The sequence below is a fragment of the Roseibium sp. ROS1 genome, assembly GCF_054658215.1.
On the sequence record NZ_BAAGIG010000005.1, the window covers coordinates 109,416 to 122,207 of the forward strand.

General features: G+C 59.3%; 12 protein-coding genes. 1 reads left to right on the forward strand and 11 read right to left on the reverse strand.

Annotation, left to right across the window (positions count from 1 at the left end; genetic code table 11):
• Nucleotides 1–472: 472 nt before the first annotated feature.
• Together ACYQ6M_RS26670 and ACYQ6M_RS26675 are read right to left on the reverse strand one after the other, a co-directional pair.
• On the reverse strand, nt 473–2,713 hold the full coding sequence (locus ACYQ6M_RS26670) for a VWA domain-containing protein (RefSeq protein WP_460076601.1): 2,241 nt from the start codon (nt 2,711–2,713) through the stop codon (nt 473–475).
• A 15-nt stretch (nt 2,714–2,728) separates the two neighbouring features.
• Nucleotides 2,729–3,556: a CbbQ/NirQ/NorQ/GpvN family protein gene (locus ACYQ6M_RS26675; protein ID WP_055661031.1), complete on the reverse strand. Its 828-nt coding sequence runs from the start codon at nt 3,554–3,556 to the stop codon at nt 2,729–2,731.
• Here ACYQ6M_RS26675 and ACYQ6M_RS26680 point away from each other — a divergent pair.
• The gene (locus ACYQ6M_RS26680; protein ID WP_206910519.1) at nt 3,547–3,696 is read left to right on the forward strand and encodes a hypothetical protein; all 150 of its coding nucleotides are present in this window, start codon (nt 3,547–3,549) and stop codon (nt 3,694–3,696) included. The genes ACYQ6M_RS26675 and ACYQ6M_RS26680 overlap by 10 nt on opposite strands.
• 49 nt (nt 3,697–3,745) lie before the next feature.
• Here ACYQ6M_RS26680 and ACYQ6M_RS26685 read toward each other — a convergent pair whose 3' ends face one another.
• The 9 genes from ACYQ6M_RS26685 to ACYQ6M_RS26725 form a co-directional block, all read right to left on the reverse strand.
• Nucleotides 3,746–4,783, reverse strand: a complete 1,038-nt coding sequence (locus ACYQ6M_RS26685; protein ID WP_023001365.1) for an aliphatic amidase — start codon at nt 4,781–4,783, stop codon at nt 3,746–3,748.
• Between the two features lie 33 nt (nt 4,784–4,816).
• A complete protein-coding gene (urtE, locus tag ACYQ6M_RS26690; RefSeq protein WP_023001366.1) occupies nt 4,817–5,512 on the reverse strand; it encodes an urea ABC transporter ATP-binding subunit UrtE in 696 nt (231 codons plus the stop codon).
• Nucleotides 5,505–6,266 (reverse strand): urea ABC transporter ATP-binding protein UrtD, encoded by a 762-nt coding sequence (gene urtD, locus ACYQ6M_RS26695; RefSeq protein WP_075283434.1) that lies wholly within the window; start codon nt 6,264–6,266, stop codon nt 5,505–5,507. Before urtD ends, urtE begins: the two co-directional genes overlap by 8 nt.
• Nucleotides 6,263–7,381, reverse strand: a complete 1,119-nt coding sequence (urtC, locus tag ACYQ6M_RS26700; protein ID WP_023001368.1) for an urea ABC transporter permease subunit UrtC — start codon at nt 7,379–7,381, stop codon at nt 6,263–6,265. The genes urtD and urtC overlap by 4 nt, the downstream gene beginning before the upstream one ends.
• A 28-nt stretch (nt 7,382–7,409) precedes the next feature.
• A complete protein-coding gene (gene urtB / locus ACYQ6M_RS26705; protein WP_460076607.1) occupies nt 7,410–8,279 on the reverse strand; it encodes an urea ABC transporter permease subunit UrtB in 870 nt (289 codons plus the stop codon).
• An 80-nt stretch (nt 8,280–8,359) separates the two neighbouring features.
• Entirely contained in the window at nt 8,360–9,607 is a 1,248-nt protein-coding gene (locus tag ACYQ6M_RS26710) for a transporter substrate-binding domain-containing protein (RefSeq protein WP_023001370.1), read from the reverse strand.
• Between the two features lie 220 nt (nt 9,608–9,827).
• A complete protein-coding gene (locus ACYQ6M_RS26715; RefSeq protein ID WP_168687642.1) occupies nt 9,828–10,481 on the reverse strand; it encodes an ANTAR domain-containing response regulator in 654 nt (217 codons plus the stop codon).
• A 56-nt stretch (nt 10,482–10,537) separates the two neighbouring features.
• The gene (locus ACYQ6M_RS26720) at nt 10,538–11,680 is read right to left on the reverse strand and encodes a transporter substrate-binding domain-containing protein (RefSeq protein ID WP_055661029.1); all 1,143 of its coding nucleotides are present in this window, start codon (nt 11,678–11,680) and stop codon (nt 10,538–10,540) included.
• A gap of 65 nt (nt 11,681–11,745) precedes the next feature.
• Nucleotides 11,746–12,768: an alpha/beta fold hydrolase gene (locus tag ACYQ6M_RS26725; protein ID WP_023001373.1), complete on the reverse strand. Its 1,023-nt coding sequence runs from the start codon at nt 12,766–12,768 to the stop codon at nt 11,746–11,748.
• Nucleotides 12,769–12,792 lie beyond the last annotated feature (24 nt).

The following is a 12,792-nucleotide window of genomic DNA, read 5'->3' on the forward strand; positions in this document are numbered from 1 at the left end:
CGTGCCCGATATGAGCGGTAACTCCGTCATGGATGCAGGATTCCAGCAGATGGTGCAAGGAAATTTAAGTTAACGAAACCCTAACCCGGCCTGGTTGAACCGGCATTCCAGATGCCTCTACGAAACTTTCCGACCCGACGGGTGTGCCAATCTTTGCCAGTTCCAGAGCATCATTCTAGCTGATTCTATTTTTTCCTTATTTATTTCAAATACTTAAATTCCCATCGAATCCTGCCGCGAGGTCTCCGGTGATGGACCGGCCACATTTTAAGAACACTGGCTGAGTTTAAACCCACGCAAAATCTTCCTTGAAACTTTTCCGGGTGTTTTGCCGGTTAAAGGCAGATTTTCTGATGTTTCAACAGAATCGGTACGGTCAGAACAGGCGATCAGAGCTCGCACAGGACTGGCGCAAGGTTCACCACAGAACTGGCAATCCGGCAAAATGAGAGCAGCTCACCAGAGGCTGCTCCTACTTTTTCAACTCCCCATAGAGCCCAAGCAGAGCTCCAGGAAGCCTGGAAAGGTCCGCGAGCTTTCTGACATTCTTGCCGCCAAAAATTCTGCCGGAATAATCGTTGCGGTTGTCGCCGAGCGAGAAACAGAAAACATCGATGCCGGCCATCGCCAATTCGCGCAAGGCGAAACGGGCGTCTTCCAGGAGATAATCCGGATCATCGACGTCAATATCGGACGGCTCGCCGTCAGTCACCACCAGCAATACTTTTCGATATGCCGTCCTTTCGGCAAGCTCACGCCCACCGTGACGCATAACCGGGCCCAGCCGGGTCGAGAAAGCACTTTCCAGACCGGCCAAGCGTTCATACACGCCTTGGTCGACCGGTTGGCCGAAGTCCTTGATCCGCGCATATCGGACCGTCTCCCGAGTGTCCGAGCAGAACCCTGCTAGTGCGCAATTGTCGCCGGTCGTCTCCATCGCCCCGGCCATTATTGCGGCAGACAGGCGTTCAAGATCGAGAATGCTGGCGCCCCCCTCGCCTGCCGGCTCGCCGGTGGAGTGTGACTGGTCGATCAGCAACAGGATGTCCAGGTCCCGTCCCTTGCAACTCTTCCGGCCGAAGATCCTCGGATCGGGTATCTCCCGGTTGCGGCGACTTGCCTGGGCATCGATGCATGCATCCAGGTCGAGAAAGTCACCGGTTTCCAGCCGGCGCTCCCGCTGGAACGCATTCACATTGGCACCGGAGATCAGAGAGATGAGAGAACTCTGTATCCTGGTTTCTTGCGCGAGGCTCCGCAACAGACCGGTTGCCGCCTTTCGCGGTGCCTCAGTGACATGAACAGTGCACCAGTCCGGGCGCATGCGGCGACTGACATGATCGTATTCGGGATAGGTGATCAGCCGGGTTACCGCGTCCTCATCTCGAAGCCTTAGCTTTTCCGCTGCCGCGGCCTCTTCCTCGCGCTTTTCGTCCTCTTCGGGCTCCTGCCGCTCGGCCTCGTCGCGTTCTTGTTGCTCCAGGCGCACACCTTCCGTTTCAACCGCAACATCCATCTCGATCAGGTCCGGCTCCTCGTCGAAGGTCCAGATACCGAGGTTGTCGTCCCGGTAGGCCGGCTGCACCACATAGGTGCGGGCGTCGAACTGCAGCCGCATCTGCCCCAGATCGTTGGCAAGCAGTCCGCCAATTCTTCGGCAGAAGGTCTGGTCGTTGGGGGTCGCCGCAAAGGCTTCCTCGAACAGGCGTTTTCCTTTCTCCACCCAACCGTTCGCATCGCTGTAATCCGGATCTATCAGCATGCGCGACAACCGAGCCATCAAGGTTGTCGCCAGGTCTGCGGAGCGTGCATCGATGGTGTGGAAGCTGCTCCAGAGAGACCTCAGTCCCGGCATCTTTTGCAGAGCGAGCCGTTCGACCCGCGCATCTTCAAGCAAGGAGATAACGGCGACTTGCAAGGGTTTCAGGGACTTTCGCTCAAACACCTGCCGGGTGAAGGCAATGTGAGCGCCGACATGGGCAAGAGCCGCATGATAAAGCTTCAGGCTGTCCGCGCGGTCGAAACCCGGAAACCCCGACGGCAGACGAATGCCATCCCGCCCGAACCCGGCCCTGCGACGCAATTGCTCCGGAGCTGTGGCCGGGGTTTCGACAATGGGCGGAAGCTGCCCCCACAAGGCGGCATGAAACGTATTCAACCGAAGCTCTTCGTCGTCAAATCGCAAGTCTGACGACTGCCGGTCAAGAAAGTGCCGCGCTTCCGGGTCTTCGCCAGCGAGAAACAACCGCGCCTTTTCACGGTTCGTCAGTCTGAGTGCCAACCCCATGCCGACGAATGTCCTGTAGCCGGACAAGCCGATTTCTGCCAGGGATCTGTCAGACGTCTCAAGCAGTGCTTCAACGGCTTCTGGCAAGTCGCGTCCGGTCCGTTCCAAAAGAGCGCACCACTCCGAAAAAGCAGTGAACGTCTTCAAGTACTGCGCTGCGCGAGCCGCTGTATGCGGCACCCTTGCCGATGCGCGCCGGCCGGAACGAATGGCAATCCAGGAAACCAGGCGTCCGAGATCGGCTGCGGCTTCTTCCGAAACCGCCTCCGCAACCATCGGGCCACAAGTACGATAGGCTTGCGTTACGGTTTCGCCGTAACCGGCCTGGGCAATCCGAGACAGGGCTTTAGTCCAGACGGCAGACAATTGCCGTTCATATTCGCGCGTCTCAACGGTGTTGGTCTTCGCCGTGGCAGTCTCGGTCATCGTCGCCGCCATGTCTTACAGGCAGGCAGAAACAGCGGAGGACATCGCAGCGCGGATCTCCGGCTCATCTACGAGCGGCAGCACGATGGCAATCTGACAGGCCTCTTCCAGCGGCACGCCTTGCGCTGTCAGCTGACCGGCTGCAATCAACATGCGCGTCGATGCACCTTCGCGCAGTCCGTGACCCTTGAGGTTCCGGGATCTTTCCGCAACCCGGACAAGAACCCTTGCTGTTTCAGGCTCGACACCGGCTTCGCGCGCCACGATTTCCGCTTCGATTGCCGCATCAGGATAGTCGAAGGAAATCGCGCAGAACCGCTGCCGGGTGGATTCCTTCAGATCTTTAAGCACACTCTGATAGCCGGGGTTGTAGGAGATCACGAGCTGGAAGTCCGGATGCGCCTGGACCAGTTCATTCTTCTTTTCCAGCGGCAAATGGCGGCGATGGTCAGTCAGGGAATGGATGACGACCGTCGTGTCCTGCCGCGCTTCCACCACTTCGTCGAGATAACAGATCGCACCGTGTCGGACGGCCGCCGTCAGCGGTCCGTCGTGCCAGACGGTACCGTCGGCATCCAGCAGAAACCGTCCGACCAGATCCGACGCGGTCATGTCCTCATGACAGGACACCGTGACGAGAGGACGCTTCAGCCGCCAGGCCATGTGCTCGACAAACCGCGTTTTGCCGCATCCCGTCGGCCCCTTCAGAAGGATCGGCAACCGTGCGGCATAGGCGGCTTCATAATGGCCGACCTCCTGTGCAAAGGGGCGATAAAAGGGTTCGCTGACAATGCGATAGGCGTCAATCGGGTCCTCAACCGGACCAGCTATCGGTGCATTCATTCCTGGACTTCCTGTTGAAGACGCTGCAGCGGGGGAAATCGCTGCAGCGCCAGGAGGATGCGGCGCTGCGAACCGCATCGCTCGGGAGGATCGCCGGATCAGCGCGTGCCGCCAGGTTGCTGGCCTGCGGCAAGAGCTGATCGATTTCGAACCGGGCGAGAGACTTCCCGCCCGGATTGGACCTGAGCCCTAGCGGTGGGTGCTTGCGCCGTTCGGGATGCCTTCCATCGGACATTCCTCGGTGCCGACCGTCGTGCGGGTCATGGCCTCGACCATCTCCCGCGTTCCTTCCGGATCGTTCACCCAGTTGGCGTAGAAATTATAGGGGCAGGCTGCCTGGCCCTTGTCGCCATCACCGGAGTTGATCGTGCCGGTGTAGCCACGGTGCAGCAGTTTGAAGAGGTGGTTCTGCGACTGCATGTTCTTGCGGGCATCGCGGATCCCCGACACCGACATCTGGGCATATTGAATGCCGTTTTCTTCGGTGCCGCATTCCCCCAGCGTCCGGCCGTCGAAACCGATCAGGGCCGAATGGCCGAAATAGGAATAGACGCCATCGAAGCCGGCGGCGTTTGCAACCGCCACATAGCAGTTGTTCGCCCAGGCCATGGATTTGGAAATCTGGATCTGCTGCTCCTTGGCCGGATACATGTAGCCCTGGCAGCGGATGATGAGTTCCGCCCCGCGCATGGCGCAGTCACGCCAGATTTCCGGATAGTTGCCGTCGTCACAGATGATCAGGCTGATCTTCATCCCCTTCGGGCCTTCCGAGACGTAGGTGCAATCGCCCGGATACCAGCCTTCGATCGGCACCCAGGGCATGATCTTGCGGTATTTCTGGACGATCTCGCCCTTGTTGTTCATCAGGATGAGCGTGTTGTAAGGCGCCTTGTTTGGGTGATCCTCGTGTCGCTCGCCTGTCAGGGAGAACACGCCCCAGACGTTCGCCTTCTTGCAGGCTTCTGCGAAGATGGCCGTTTCCTCTCCAGGCACCTGGGAAGCGGTTTCGTACATCTCCTTGGGGTCATACATGATCCCGTGGGTGGAATATTCCGGGAAGATCACCAGGTCCATGCCCGGAAGGCCGACCTTCATTCCCGCGATCATGTCCGCGATGTTGCGGGCATTGGCCAGCACTTCCTCGCGGGTATGCAGACGCGGCATCTTGTAGTTGACCACCGCCACGCCGACGGTGTCGTTGCTGCTGGAAATATCACCGTGATACATCAATTCCTCCTTCTAGGAACAGGTTGCCGCGCCTCAGACCACGAGGTGTTCGTGGACAAGGTCGTCGGACAGTTGGGCAATGCCGGAAGTGACCGCGACGGTGCCGCGGTCGAGGATCGCGAACCGGTTCGAGGCCCGGCGTGCGAAAGTGAGGTTCTGCTCCACCAGAACGATGGTGAGGCCCCTGGTTCGGTTCAGGTCGATCAGGACATCCTCGATCTGCTCGACGATGTTGGGCTGGATGCCTTCCGTCGGCTCATCGAGAAGAAGCACCTTGGGCTGGGAAAGAAGCGCCCGACCGATTGCAAGCTGCTGCTGCTGACCTCCGGAAAGGTTGCCGCCCCGCCTGTTCAGGAACTCCTTCAGGATCGGAAACAGCTCCAGCACCCAGTCGGCGATCTCACCCTGGCCCGACTGGGCGGCGAAGGTGCCGATCATCAGGTTCTCGCGCACGGTGAAGGCCGGCAGGATGCCGCGGCCTTGCGGGACATAGCCGATGCCGGCGAGCGCTCTTGCGTGCGTCGGCAGGCTGTTCAATTCCATTCCGTCCAGTTTGACCGAACCGGACGTGCGGCTCATCAACCCGAGGACACTGCGAAGAAGCGTCGTCTTGCCCACGCCGTTGCGGCCGAGAACGGAGAAAAAATCACCCTCGTCAATGTCCATGGAAACGGACTGGAGCGCACGGCTTCGGCCGTAGAAACCATCGAGACCGTTCAGCTCAAGCATGGCCGGCCTCCTTCGTTCCAAGGTATGCTTCCTTCACCCGCGGGTCGCTGGAGACTTCCTCCAGCGAACCTTCGGCAAGCAGCTTGCCCTGGTGCATGACCGAAATGGTTTCAGCGATGTCGCGCACGAATCCCATGTCGTGCTCGACGACAATCAGCGTGTGCTCGCCCCGTAGCCTGTTGAACAGCTCGGCCGTCTTGCCGGTTTCCTGCGCGGTCATGCCTGCTGTCGGCTCGTCCATCAGGATGAGTGTCGGGTTCTGGGCCAGGATCAACGCGATCTCCAGCCATTGCGTCTGACCGTGAGACAGATGTCCGGCAGCAAGATCGAGATCGTCCTGAAGGCCGACCAGAACCGCAAGACGTTCGATTTCCTCGTCGTCGTGACTTGCACCGAAACGCACGAGGTTGGCCAGTACGCCGGTGTTTCGTGATTGACCGATATTCAGGTTTTCCCGAACGGTCAGTTCGCGGAAGACACTCGGCACCTGGAACTTGCGCCCGATACCGACGCGGGCGATCTGATATTCCTTCAGGGTATGGATCGCCTCGCCCTTGAAGCGGATCTCGCCGGAGGTCACACGGGTCTTGCCGCAGATCAGGTCGAGCGCCGTGGTCTTGCCAGCACCGTTCGGTCCGATCAGGCACCGCAGTTCGCCGCTGTTCACATCCAGCGACAGTCCTGAGATCGCCTGGAAACCGCCGAAGGACACACTGACGTCCCGAAGGCTGAGGTGGTCGGTTGCTGTCTTCATGACGCCGCCTCCGTGGTTTTCATGACATTGCTCGCGGATTTTCTGGCGCTGCCGGCAAAAAAGGGCAGCCGGTCGACGGCCATCGAGACGGCACCTGCAATGCCTTTCGGCAGAAACAGGACAGCGAGGACGAACAGCCCCCCCATGATCAGCATCCAGCTTTCCAGGAAGACTTCGGATTCCGACAGGGCACCCTGGACGCCCGTCACGATCAGGGCTCCGATGGCAGCCCCCAGAAGGCTCTGCCGGCCGCCCACGGCGACCCAGATCACCACGGAAAGACTAAGCGGCACGCTAAGGAATGTCGGCGAGGCGAATTCCATCACGATCGTGTAGAGCATGCCTGCCAGACCGGCGATGCCGGCCGACAGCGAGAAGACGAAGATCTGATAGAGCGCGACGTCGTAGCCGAAGAAGCGGACCCGGTTTTCCTGATCGCGGATCGCTTGCAGGATCATGCCGGTCTTGCTGCGGGTAACCGCGAGCGACAGGAGCAGCACGGCACACAGGCACAGCGCGACCAGGTAATAGGTTGTCGCGGAATAGGCGTCGAAGAAGAAACCGGCCACCTCGAACTGGGCGAGATCCGTGATGCCGTTGAAGCCGCCGGTGTAGCGCTGCTGATCGATGATCAGGAGATTGACCACCACCAGAACGGCCAGCGTGATGATAGACGCATAGACACCGGTGATGCGCCCGCGAAACATGAACCAGCCGAGCAGCGCAGCAAAGGCGGCAGGGATCAGGAGGCCCGCCAGAATGGCGAAGGTCATGGAGTGAAACGGCGCCCAGAACCAGGGCAGTTCGGTGACATTGTTCCAGACCATGAAGTCCGGAAGCCCTTCGCTGCCGGTATGTACCGGCACGGTGCGAAGCTTGAGGCCCATGGCCATGGCATAGGACCCCAGGCCAAAGGTGGCTGCCTGGCCGAGATTGAGAATTCCGGCGTAGCCCCAGGAGAGGCTGAGCGAGACTGCCAGGATGGCGAAGACCAGGTAGCGGGAATATTTGTTCAGGAGAAACGCATCGTCCAGCACGGACGGCACGAGCAAGATGGCTGCACAGAACGCCAGATAGAGCACCAGCCGTGCTGTTGATTTTCCAGTCAGGTTCATTGAATTGCGATCCTTTTTCCGGCCGTGATCACGAGCGCACACGGGTCGAGAACAGGCCTTCGGGCCGAAAGCGGATGAGGATGACGATCGCCAGCAGGACCAGCGCCTTGGCCAGGGTGTCGTTGCTGTGGAAGGCCAGGAAACCCGAAAGTTCACCCAGGATCCCGGAGCTTGCGACAGTGCCGAGCAGGCTCTGGGCACCACCAAGGACAACCACCATGAAGGCGTCGACAACGTAGGTCGTCCCCATTTCCGGAGAGACGCTCTTCAGCGGCGACACGAGCGCACCGGCGAGACCGGCGATGCCGGCGCCATAGGCGAAGGTCGACCGGTAGATGCGGGCGGAATTGATGCCGAAGCTGGAGGCGATCTCCCGGTTCTGGGTAATCGCGCGCAGTTTCAGCCCGAAGCTGGTGCGCCGGTAGATGACCCAGGTGAGCCCGAAGAGGACAAGCGCAAGACCGAGGATGAACAGCCGGTAGGCGGGCTCGCTCGCGCCAAACAGGGACACGCTGCCATTGAGGAACGCCGGGATCTCGACATAACGCAGCTCACCACCGGCAATCAGCCGGATCGCCTGCTGCGCCATCACGCCAATACCCCAGGTCGCCAGGATGGTGTCGAGCGGCCGGTCGTAGAGATGGCGGATGACCAGGGCTTCCACGGCCCAACCGAACACCGCAAGAATGAAAAAGATCGGGATCAGGCTTTCCAGCAATCCCATGCCAAGCTGGGACTGCAGGAACCAGGCGCAATAGGCGCCCAGCATGACGAATTCGCCATGCGCGAGATTGATGACCCCGGTCACGCCGTAGATGACGGCGAGGCCAAGGGCGACCAGCATCAGGATCGAAGCGATACTGAGACCGGTCAGGAGTTGGGAGACGACAAGTTCCATCTGCAAGCCTTCAAGGTCTGGAAAACATCAGGTCACGGAAAAGCCGGGCGGCGTGACGACACACCGCCCGATTGCGCGCGTCAGCTGCTCTTCAGACCGTCAGCGGTGCAGACCTGGCCGTCGTAGGCCTTGTAGGGAATGGGCTCGAGCCAGTCGGCGGATTGTTGCAGGATCTCGAACTGGCCATCCGACTTGCACTGGCCGATCTTCGGTCTCAGCCAGGTATGAAGGTTCTCGCCCTCGATCTTGACCAGTCCCTGCGGCGCGTTGAACTGCTCGCCCTTGACGGCCTCGCGGATGGTGGTGGGATCGATATCGTCCGGCGACAGTTTCTCGACGGCCTGCTTGAACAGATGCACCTGGAAATAGGACGGCTCGGAGACGAAATGCGTGACCTTGTCGCCGCCCCAGCGGGACTTGTAGGCCTCGACGAATTTCTGGTTTTCCGGTGAATCCCAGACCATGAAATATGGTGCGGAGGTGAAATGCCCCGCGGCAGCGGCACCGCCCATCGCCGCCACTTCGTTTTCCGAGGTGGTCAGGCTGGCCATCGGCATCTTTTCCGGGTCGAGACCGGCCGCATGATACTGCCGGTGCAGGGCGACAACGGAATCACCGACCACCGTCGAGAAGATCACGTCCGGCTTTTCCGCCTTCAGCTTGTTGATGACGGATGAGAATTCCGAATGGCCGAGCGGCACATATTCCTCGTGAACCACTTCGGCTCCAAGTTCGGCCAGCAACTTCTTGCAGTAGTTGTTCTCTTCCTTCGGATAGATGTAATTCGACCCGATCAGGTACCAGCGCTTGCCGAAATTCTTCACCAGCCAGGGCACGAACTCGTCCTGCTGCTGATTGGGAACAGCACCTGTGTAAATGACATTCTTCGAGCACTCGCGCCCCTCGTACAGGGTCGGATACCAATAGAGATTGTCCCGCTTTTCGAACACGGGCAGCACGGCCTTCCGGCTGGCCGAGGTATAGGAGCCGAAGACCGAAACGCATTTGTCCTGGAGGACAAGCTTGCGCGCCTTCTCCGCGAAAGTCGCCGGATCAGAAGCCGGGTCCTCGACCACCGGAACGATCTCCATGCCGTTCACACCGCCGGCGGCGTTGATTTCCTCGATCGCCATGATCGTCGCCTTGTTGAGCGACTCTTCGATAATCGCAGTCGTCCCGGTCAGGGAGAACAGAACCCCCACCTTGATCTGGCCGCCGGCGGCGCGCGCCAGCCCGCTGTTCTTGCTCCAGATATGCGGGAAGGTGCCGAGACCGGCTGCCCCGAAAGCGGCCGACCCGAGAAGAAAATTGCGCCTGTTGGTTTTCACGTTGCTGCTCCATAAACAAAAAAAGCCCCGTCCGCCCTGCCTTGCGGCAGCTCGTTCGGGGCATCGTCGCCTCTGATTTTTGTGAACGCGGCTATGGTGCCGCTGAGGGAAATGTCTGAATTTCAGACAACAAAAAACCCCACGTTCCGCCAAGACGAAAACCGTGGGGCTCTTTTACCCGGATGTACGTGGCGCTGTTGCCACGAATAACTCTGAAAGATTAGCTAAGAAGTTCGTGCGAGTCAATTATCGCATTTGCAACTGCGCCAATAGTTACACGCCGTTCCATCGCCTGTCGGCGCAAATAGTTGTAAGCTTCCTCTTCGCTTACATTCTTGACGCGAACCAACAGAGACTTTGCACGCTCAACAAGGCGCATTGTTCTGAGATTTTCATCAAGTTTATCGATCCGGTTTCTTAGTCGACGCTCGTAAAGAAAGTGCTCGCGCGCCAGAGCGACACAAGTCTGGACCGCGCGCTGGACGACCGGATAGTGCAGCACGCCATGGGCGGCGCAATTATGGATCAGCTTGAGATCCAGATTGCTGACACCCCGATCCACCAACACCAGACCGGCTTCCGGCTCTCCCGGCAACCAGGGGATACGTTTGGGCATGTCCTCGACCAGCGTGCAGAACACAAGATCGCAATCGACAGGCAACTGAGGCGGGATCGGCCAGATATGGCGCACCTCGCAACGCAGGCGCTGCAACTCCCGGATCAGGCGTTCGCCATCCGCATCGGGTTCGACGATTACTACGATCCTGAGGTTCTGATGCGGAGTTGTCGCGGTGGCGTTCTTGCGCATGGCAGCCGCTGCCGACGTTCGTTGCGAAAGCGGACGCTTGGTCTTGGCCGCCGCGGTTGTATCCATTTCCAGTGTCTCCCCGGTTGTCTGCTTGTTTGTCCAGGTTCTTCGGGAGGTTTGTGTCAGCTGTATTCGAGGCATCGGCCGTACCCAATCAAGTAAGGATCCGCCTTCACGCTGGAGGGCGATTCAAAAACGATATCGAACTGGCCGCTGCGGTTCGCGCGGCCGATGCGGGTCCACAGGTCGGCATGGCCCCACACGGGGTTGATGGAAACTTCGCCCTGCGGGGCATCGAATTCCGATCCCATGACCGACTGGCGGATCATCGAGGTGTCCATGGAGTTGGTCTCGGCAAGGGTCTTGGCGAAGACATTCACCTGGAAATAAGACGCCTCCAGACACATGTTGGTCGGCTCGTCCTCGCCGTAGCGCTTCTTGTAACGGTCGATGAAGGTCGCATTGCGGTCGTTACCGACACCCTGGAAATAGGAAGCGGCGGTCAGATGGCCGTCGCCGACATCATATCCCATCGCCCGGATCTCGGCCTCAGTGGTCGTCAGGCTGGCGATCGGCATCACCCTCGGGTCGATGCCGAGATCGGCATAGGCCTGGTAGAGATATGTGGTCGTGTTTCCGACCACCGTGGAGAAGATCACGTCCGGCTGCAGCTGCCGGATTTCGCGCATGATCGGTACGAAGGAATTTCTGTCCGCTCCCAGCCGGACATAACTCTCGCCGACGACACTGCCGCCGTTGTTGCGGATCAGCTCCCGCATGATGCGATTGGATTCGCGCGGATAGATGTAGTCCGACCCCACGAAATAGAACCGCGTTCCGTAGAGCTCCATCAGGATCCGGCACAGCTGGACACTGTTCTGGTTGGGTGTTGCTCCCGTGTAGATCACGTTGGAGGAAAACTCGAAGCCTTCGTAAAGCGTCGGATACCACAACAGGCCGTTCAGTCGCTCAACCACGGGCAGAACGGCCTTGCGGCTGGACGAGGTGTAACAGCCGAATATCGTGCTGCAGCCGTCCTCGACCATAAGCTTCTTTGCAAGAAGCCCGTAGTTGCGTGAGTCCGAACCCGGGTCATAGATAATCGGCTCGATGGGCCGTCCGTTGATCCCGCCGCTATCATTGATTTCATCGATCGCCGTCAACGTCCCGCGCAACTGGGTTTCCTCGATCACCGACATGTAGCCGGATTGCGAGAACAGCACACCGACGCGCCACGGTTCGGAAGTTTTGCATGAACTGGTCAACCCAAACTCTCCCCTTTCAGTCCTGCGCCGGCCGCCAAAGCGGCCGGCCGGACTGGCCTTGCCTGTCAGGCACTACCCGCAAGTATTTCCTTCAGCTTCCCGTCCAGAAACGCCACATCAACCGGGCTGGTGCCCGGCCCACCTGCAAAATGTCCCCATATGGATTCAATCGGAATCAACGTCGCATTCGGCATGTTCGCGACTTCGATTTCGCTGTCTTCCGGCGGGAAGTATAGATCCGTTCGGCCGGGCATCACATATGCCTTCGATTGTATTGCCCCCAGCGCCTTCTTGTAATCGCCATGGTAGATGTCGTTGGCGCTGATATCGCCGTTCTGCCAGGTCCAGAGCATGGCCAGCAGGTTGTTGGCGTCCTTGGGAAGGAAAAATCCTTCCCAGAACGCAACCAGGAAATCCTCCAGCGAGGAATATCCAAGCGTCTTCAGGTCCAGCTCTTCCCGGTAGAAGGATTGCGAGAACCCCCAACCGGCATAGACACGCGCCATCGCCCGAAGCCCTCGTTCCGGCTTTTTCTCGTACCAGCCTTCCAGAAAGGCGGCATCGGCTGTCAGGGCCGCTTTCACCCCTTCCAGGAACACGAAGTTGTGCCGGGAGCATTTGGCGGACCCGCAAAACGGCACGATCCTCTCGACCATGTCGGGATACATCGCGCCCCAGTGGAAGGTCTGCAGGGCTCCCATGGACCAGCCCGTGACCATCTTGATGCGCTCGACACCGAACTTCTGTGTCATGAGCTGGTGCTGTGCGCGGACGTTGTCATAGGCAGTCACTTTCGGAAACCGCGCCGCGTTGTAGGGCTCGGGCGTGTTGGACGGCGATGATGACAAGCCGTTGCCGAACATGTTCGGAATCACGATGAAATACTCATCGGGATCCAGCGCCATGCCCTTGCCGACCAACCATTCGTTGTCGACGTGCTGGCCGGAATACCAGGTCGGGTAAACGATGACGTTGTCCTTGGCCGCGTTGAGCTTGCCGAAGGTCTTGTAGGCGAGCTTGCACTCGCGAAGCGTTGCGCCACTCTGAAAGGTGAAGTCACCCAGTTCGTAAATTTCGTAGTCCGCCATGGAAGGCTATCCTCTGGTTTTTGG

What these genes read in the sequence shown, in the direction of transcription:
- ACYQ6M_RS26670 (WP_460076601.1), bottom strand. Translation starts at nt 2,713, where the DNA reads ATGACCGAGACTGCCACGGCGAAGACCAACACCGTTGAGACGCGCGAA.
- ACYQ6M_RS26675 (WP_055661031.1), bottom strand. Translation starts at nt 3,556, where the DNA reads ATGAATGCACCGATAGCTGGTCCGGTTGAGGACCCGATTGACGCCTAT.
- ACYQ6M_RS26685 (WP_023001365.1), bottom strand. Translation starts at nt 4,783, where the DNA reads ATGTATCACGGTGATATTTCCAGCAGCAACGACACCGTCGGCGTGGCG.
- urtE (WP_023001366.1), bottom strand. Translation starts at nt 5,512, where the DNA reads ATGCTTGAGCTGAACGGTCTCGATGGTTTCTACGGCCGAAGCCGTGCG.
- urtD (WP_075283434.1), bottom strand. Translation starts at nt 6,266, where the DNA reads ATGAAGACAGCAACCGACCACCTCAGCCTTCGGGACGTCAGTGTGTCC.
- urtC (WP_023001368.1), bottom strand. Translation starts at nt 7,381, where the DNA reads ATGAACCTGACTGGAAAATCAACAGCACGGCTGGTGCTCTATCTGGCG.
- urtB (WP_460076607.1), bottom strand. Translation starts at nt 8,279, where the DNA reads ATGGAACTTGTCGTCTCCCAACTCCTGACCGGTCTCAGTATCGCTTCG.
- ACYQ6M_RS26715 (WP_168687642.1), bottom strand. Translation starts at nt 10,481, where the DNA reads ATGGATACAACCGCGGCGGCCAAGACCAAGCGTCCGCTTTCGCAACGA.
- ACYQ6M_RS26725 (WP_023001373.1), bottom strand. Translation starts at nt 12,768, where the DNA reads ATGGCGGACTACGAAATTTACGAACTGGGTGACTTCACCTTTCAGAGT.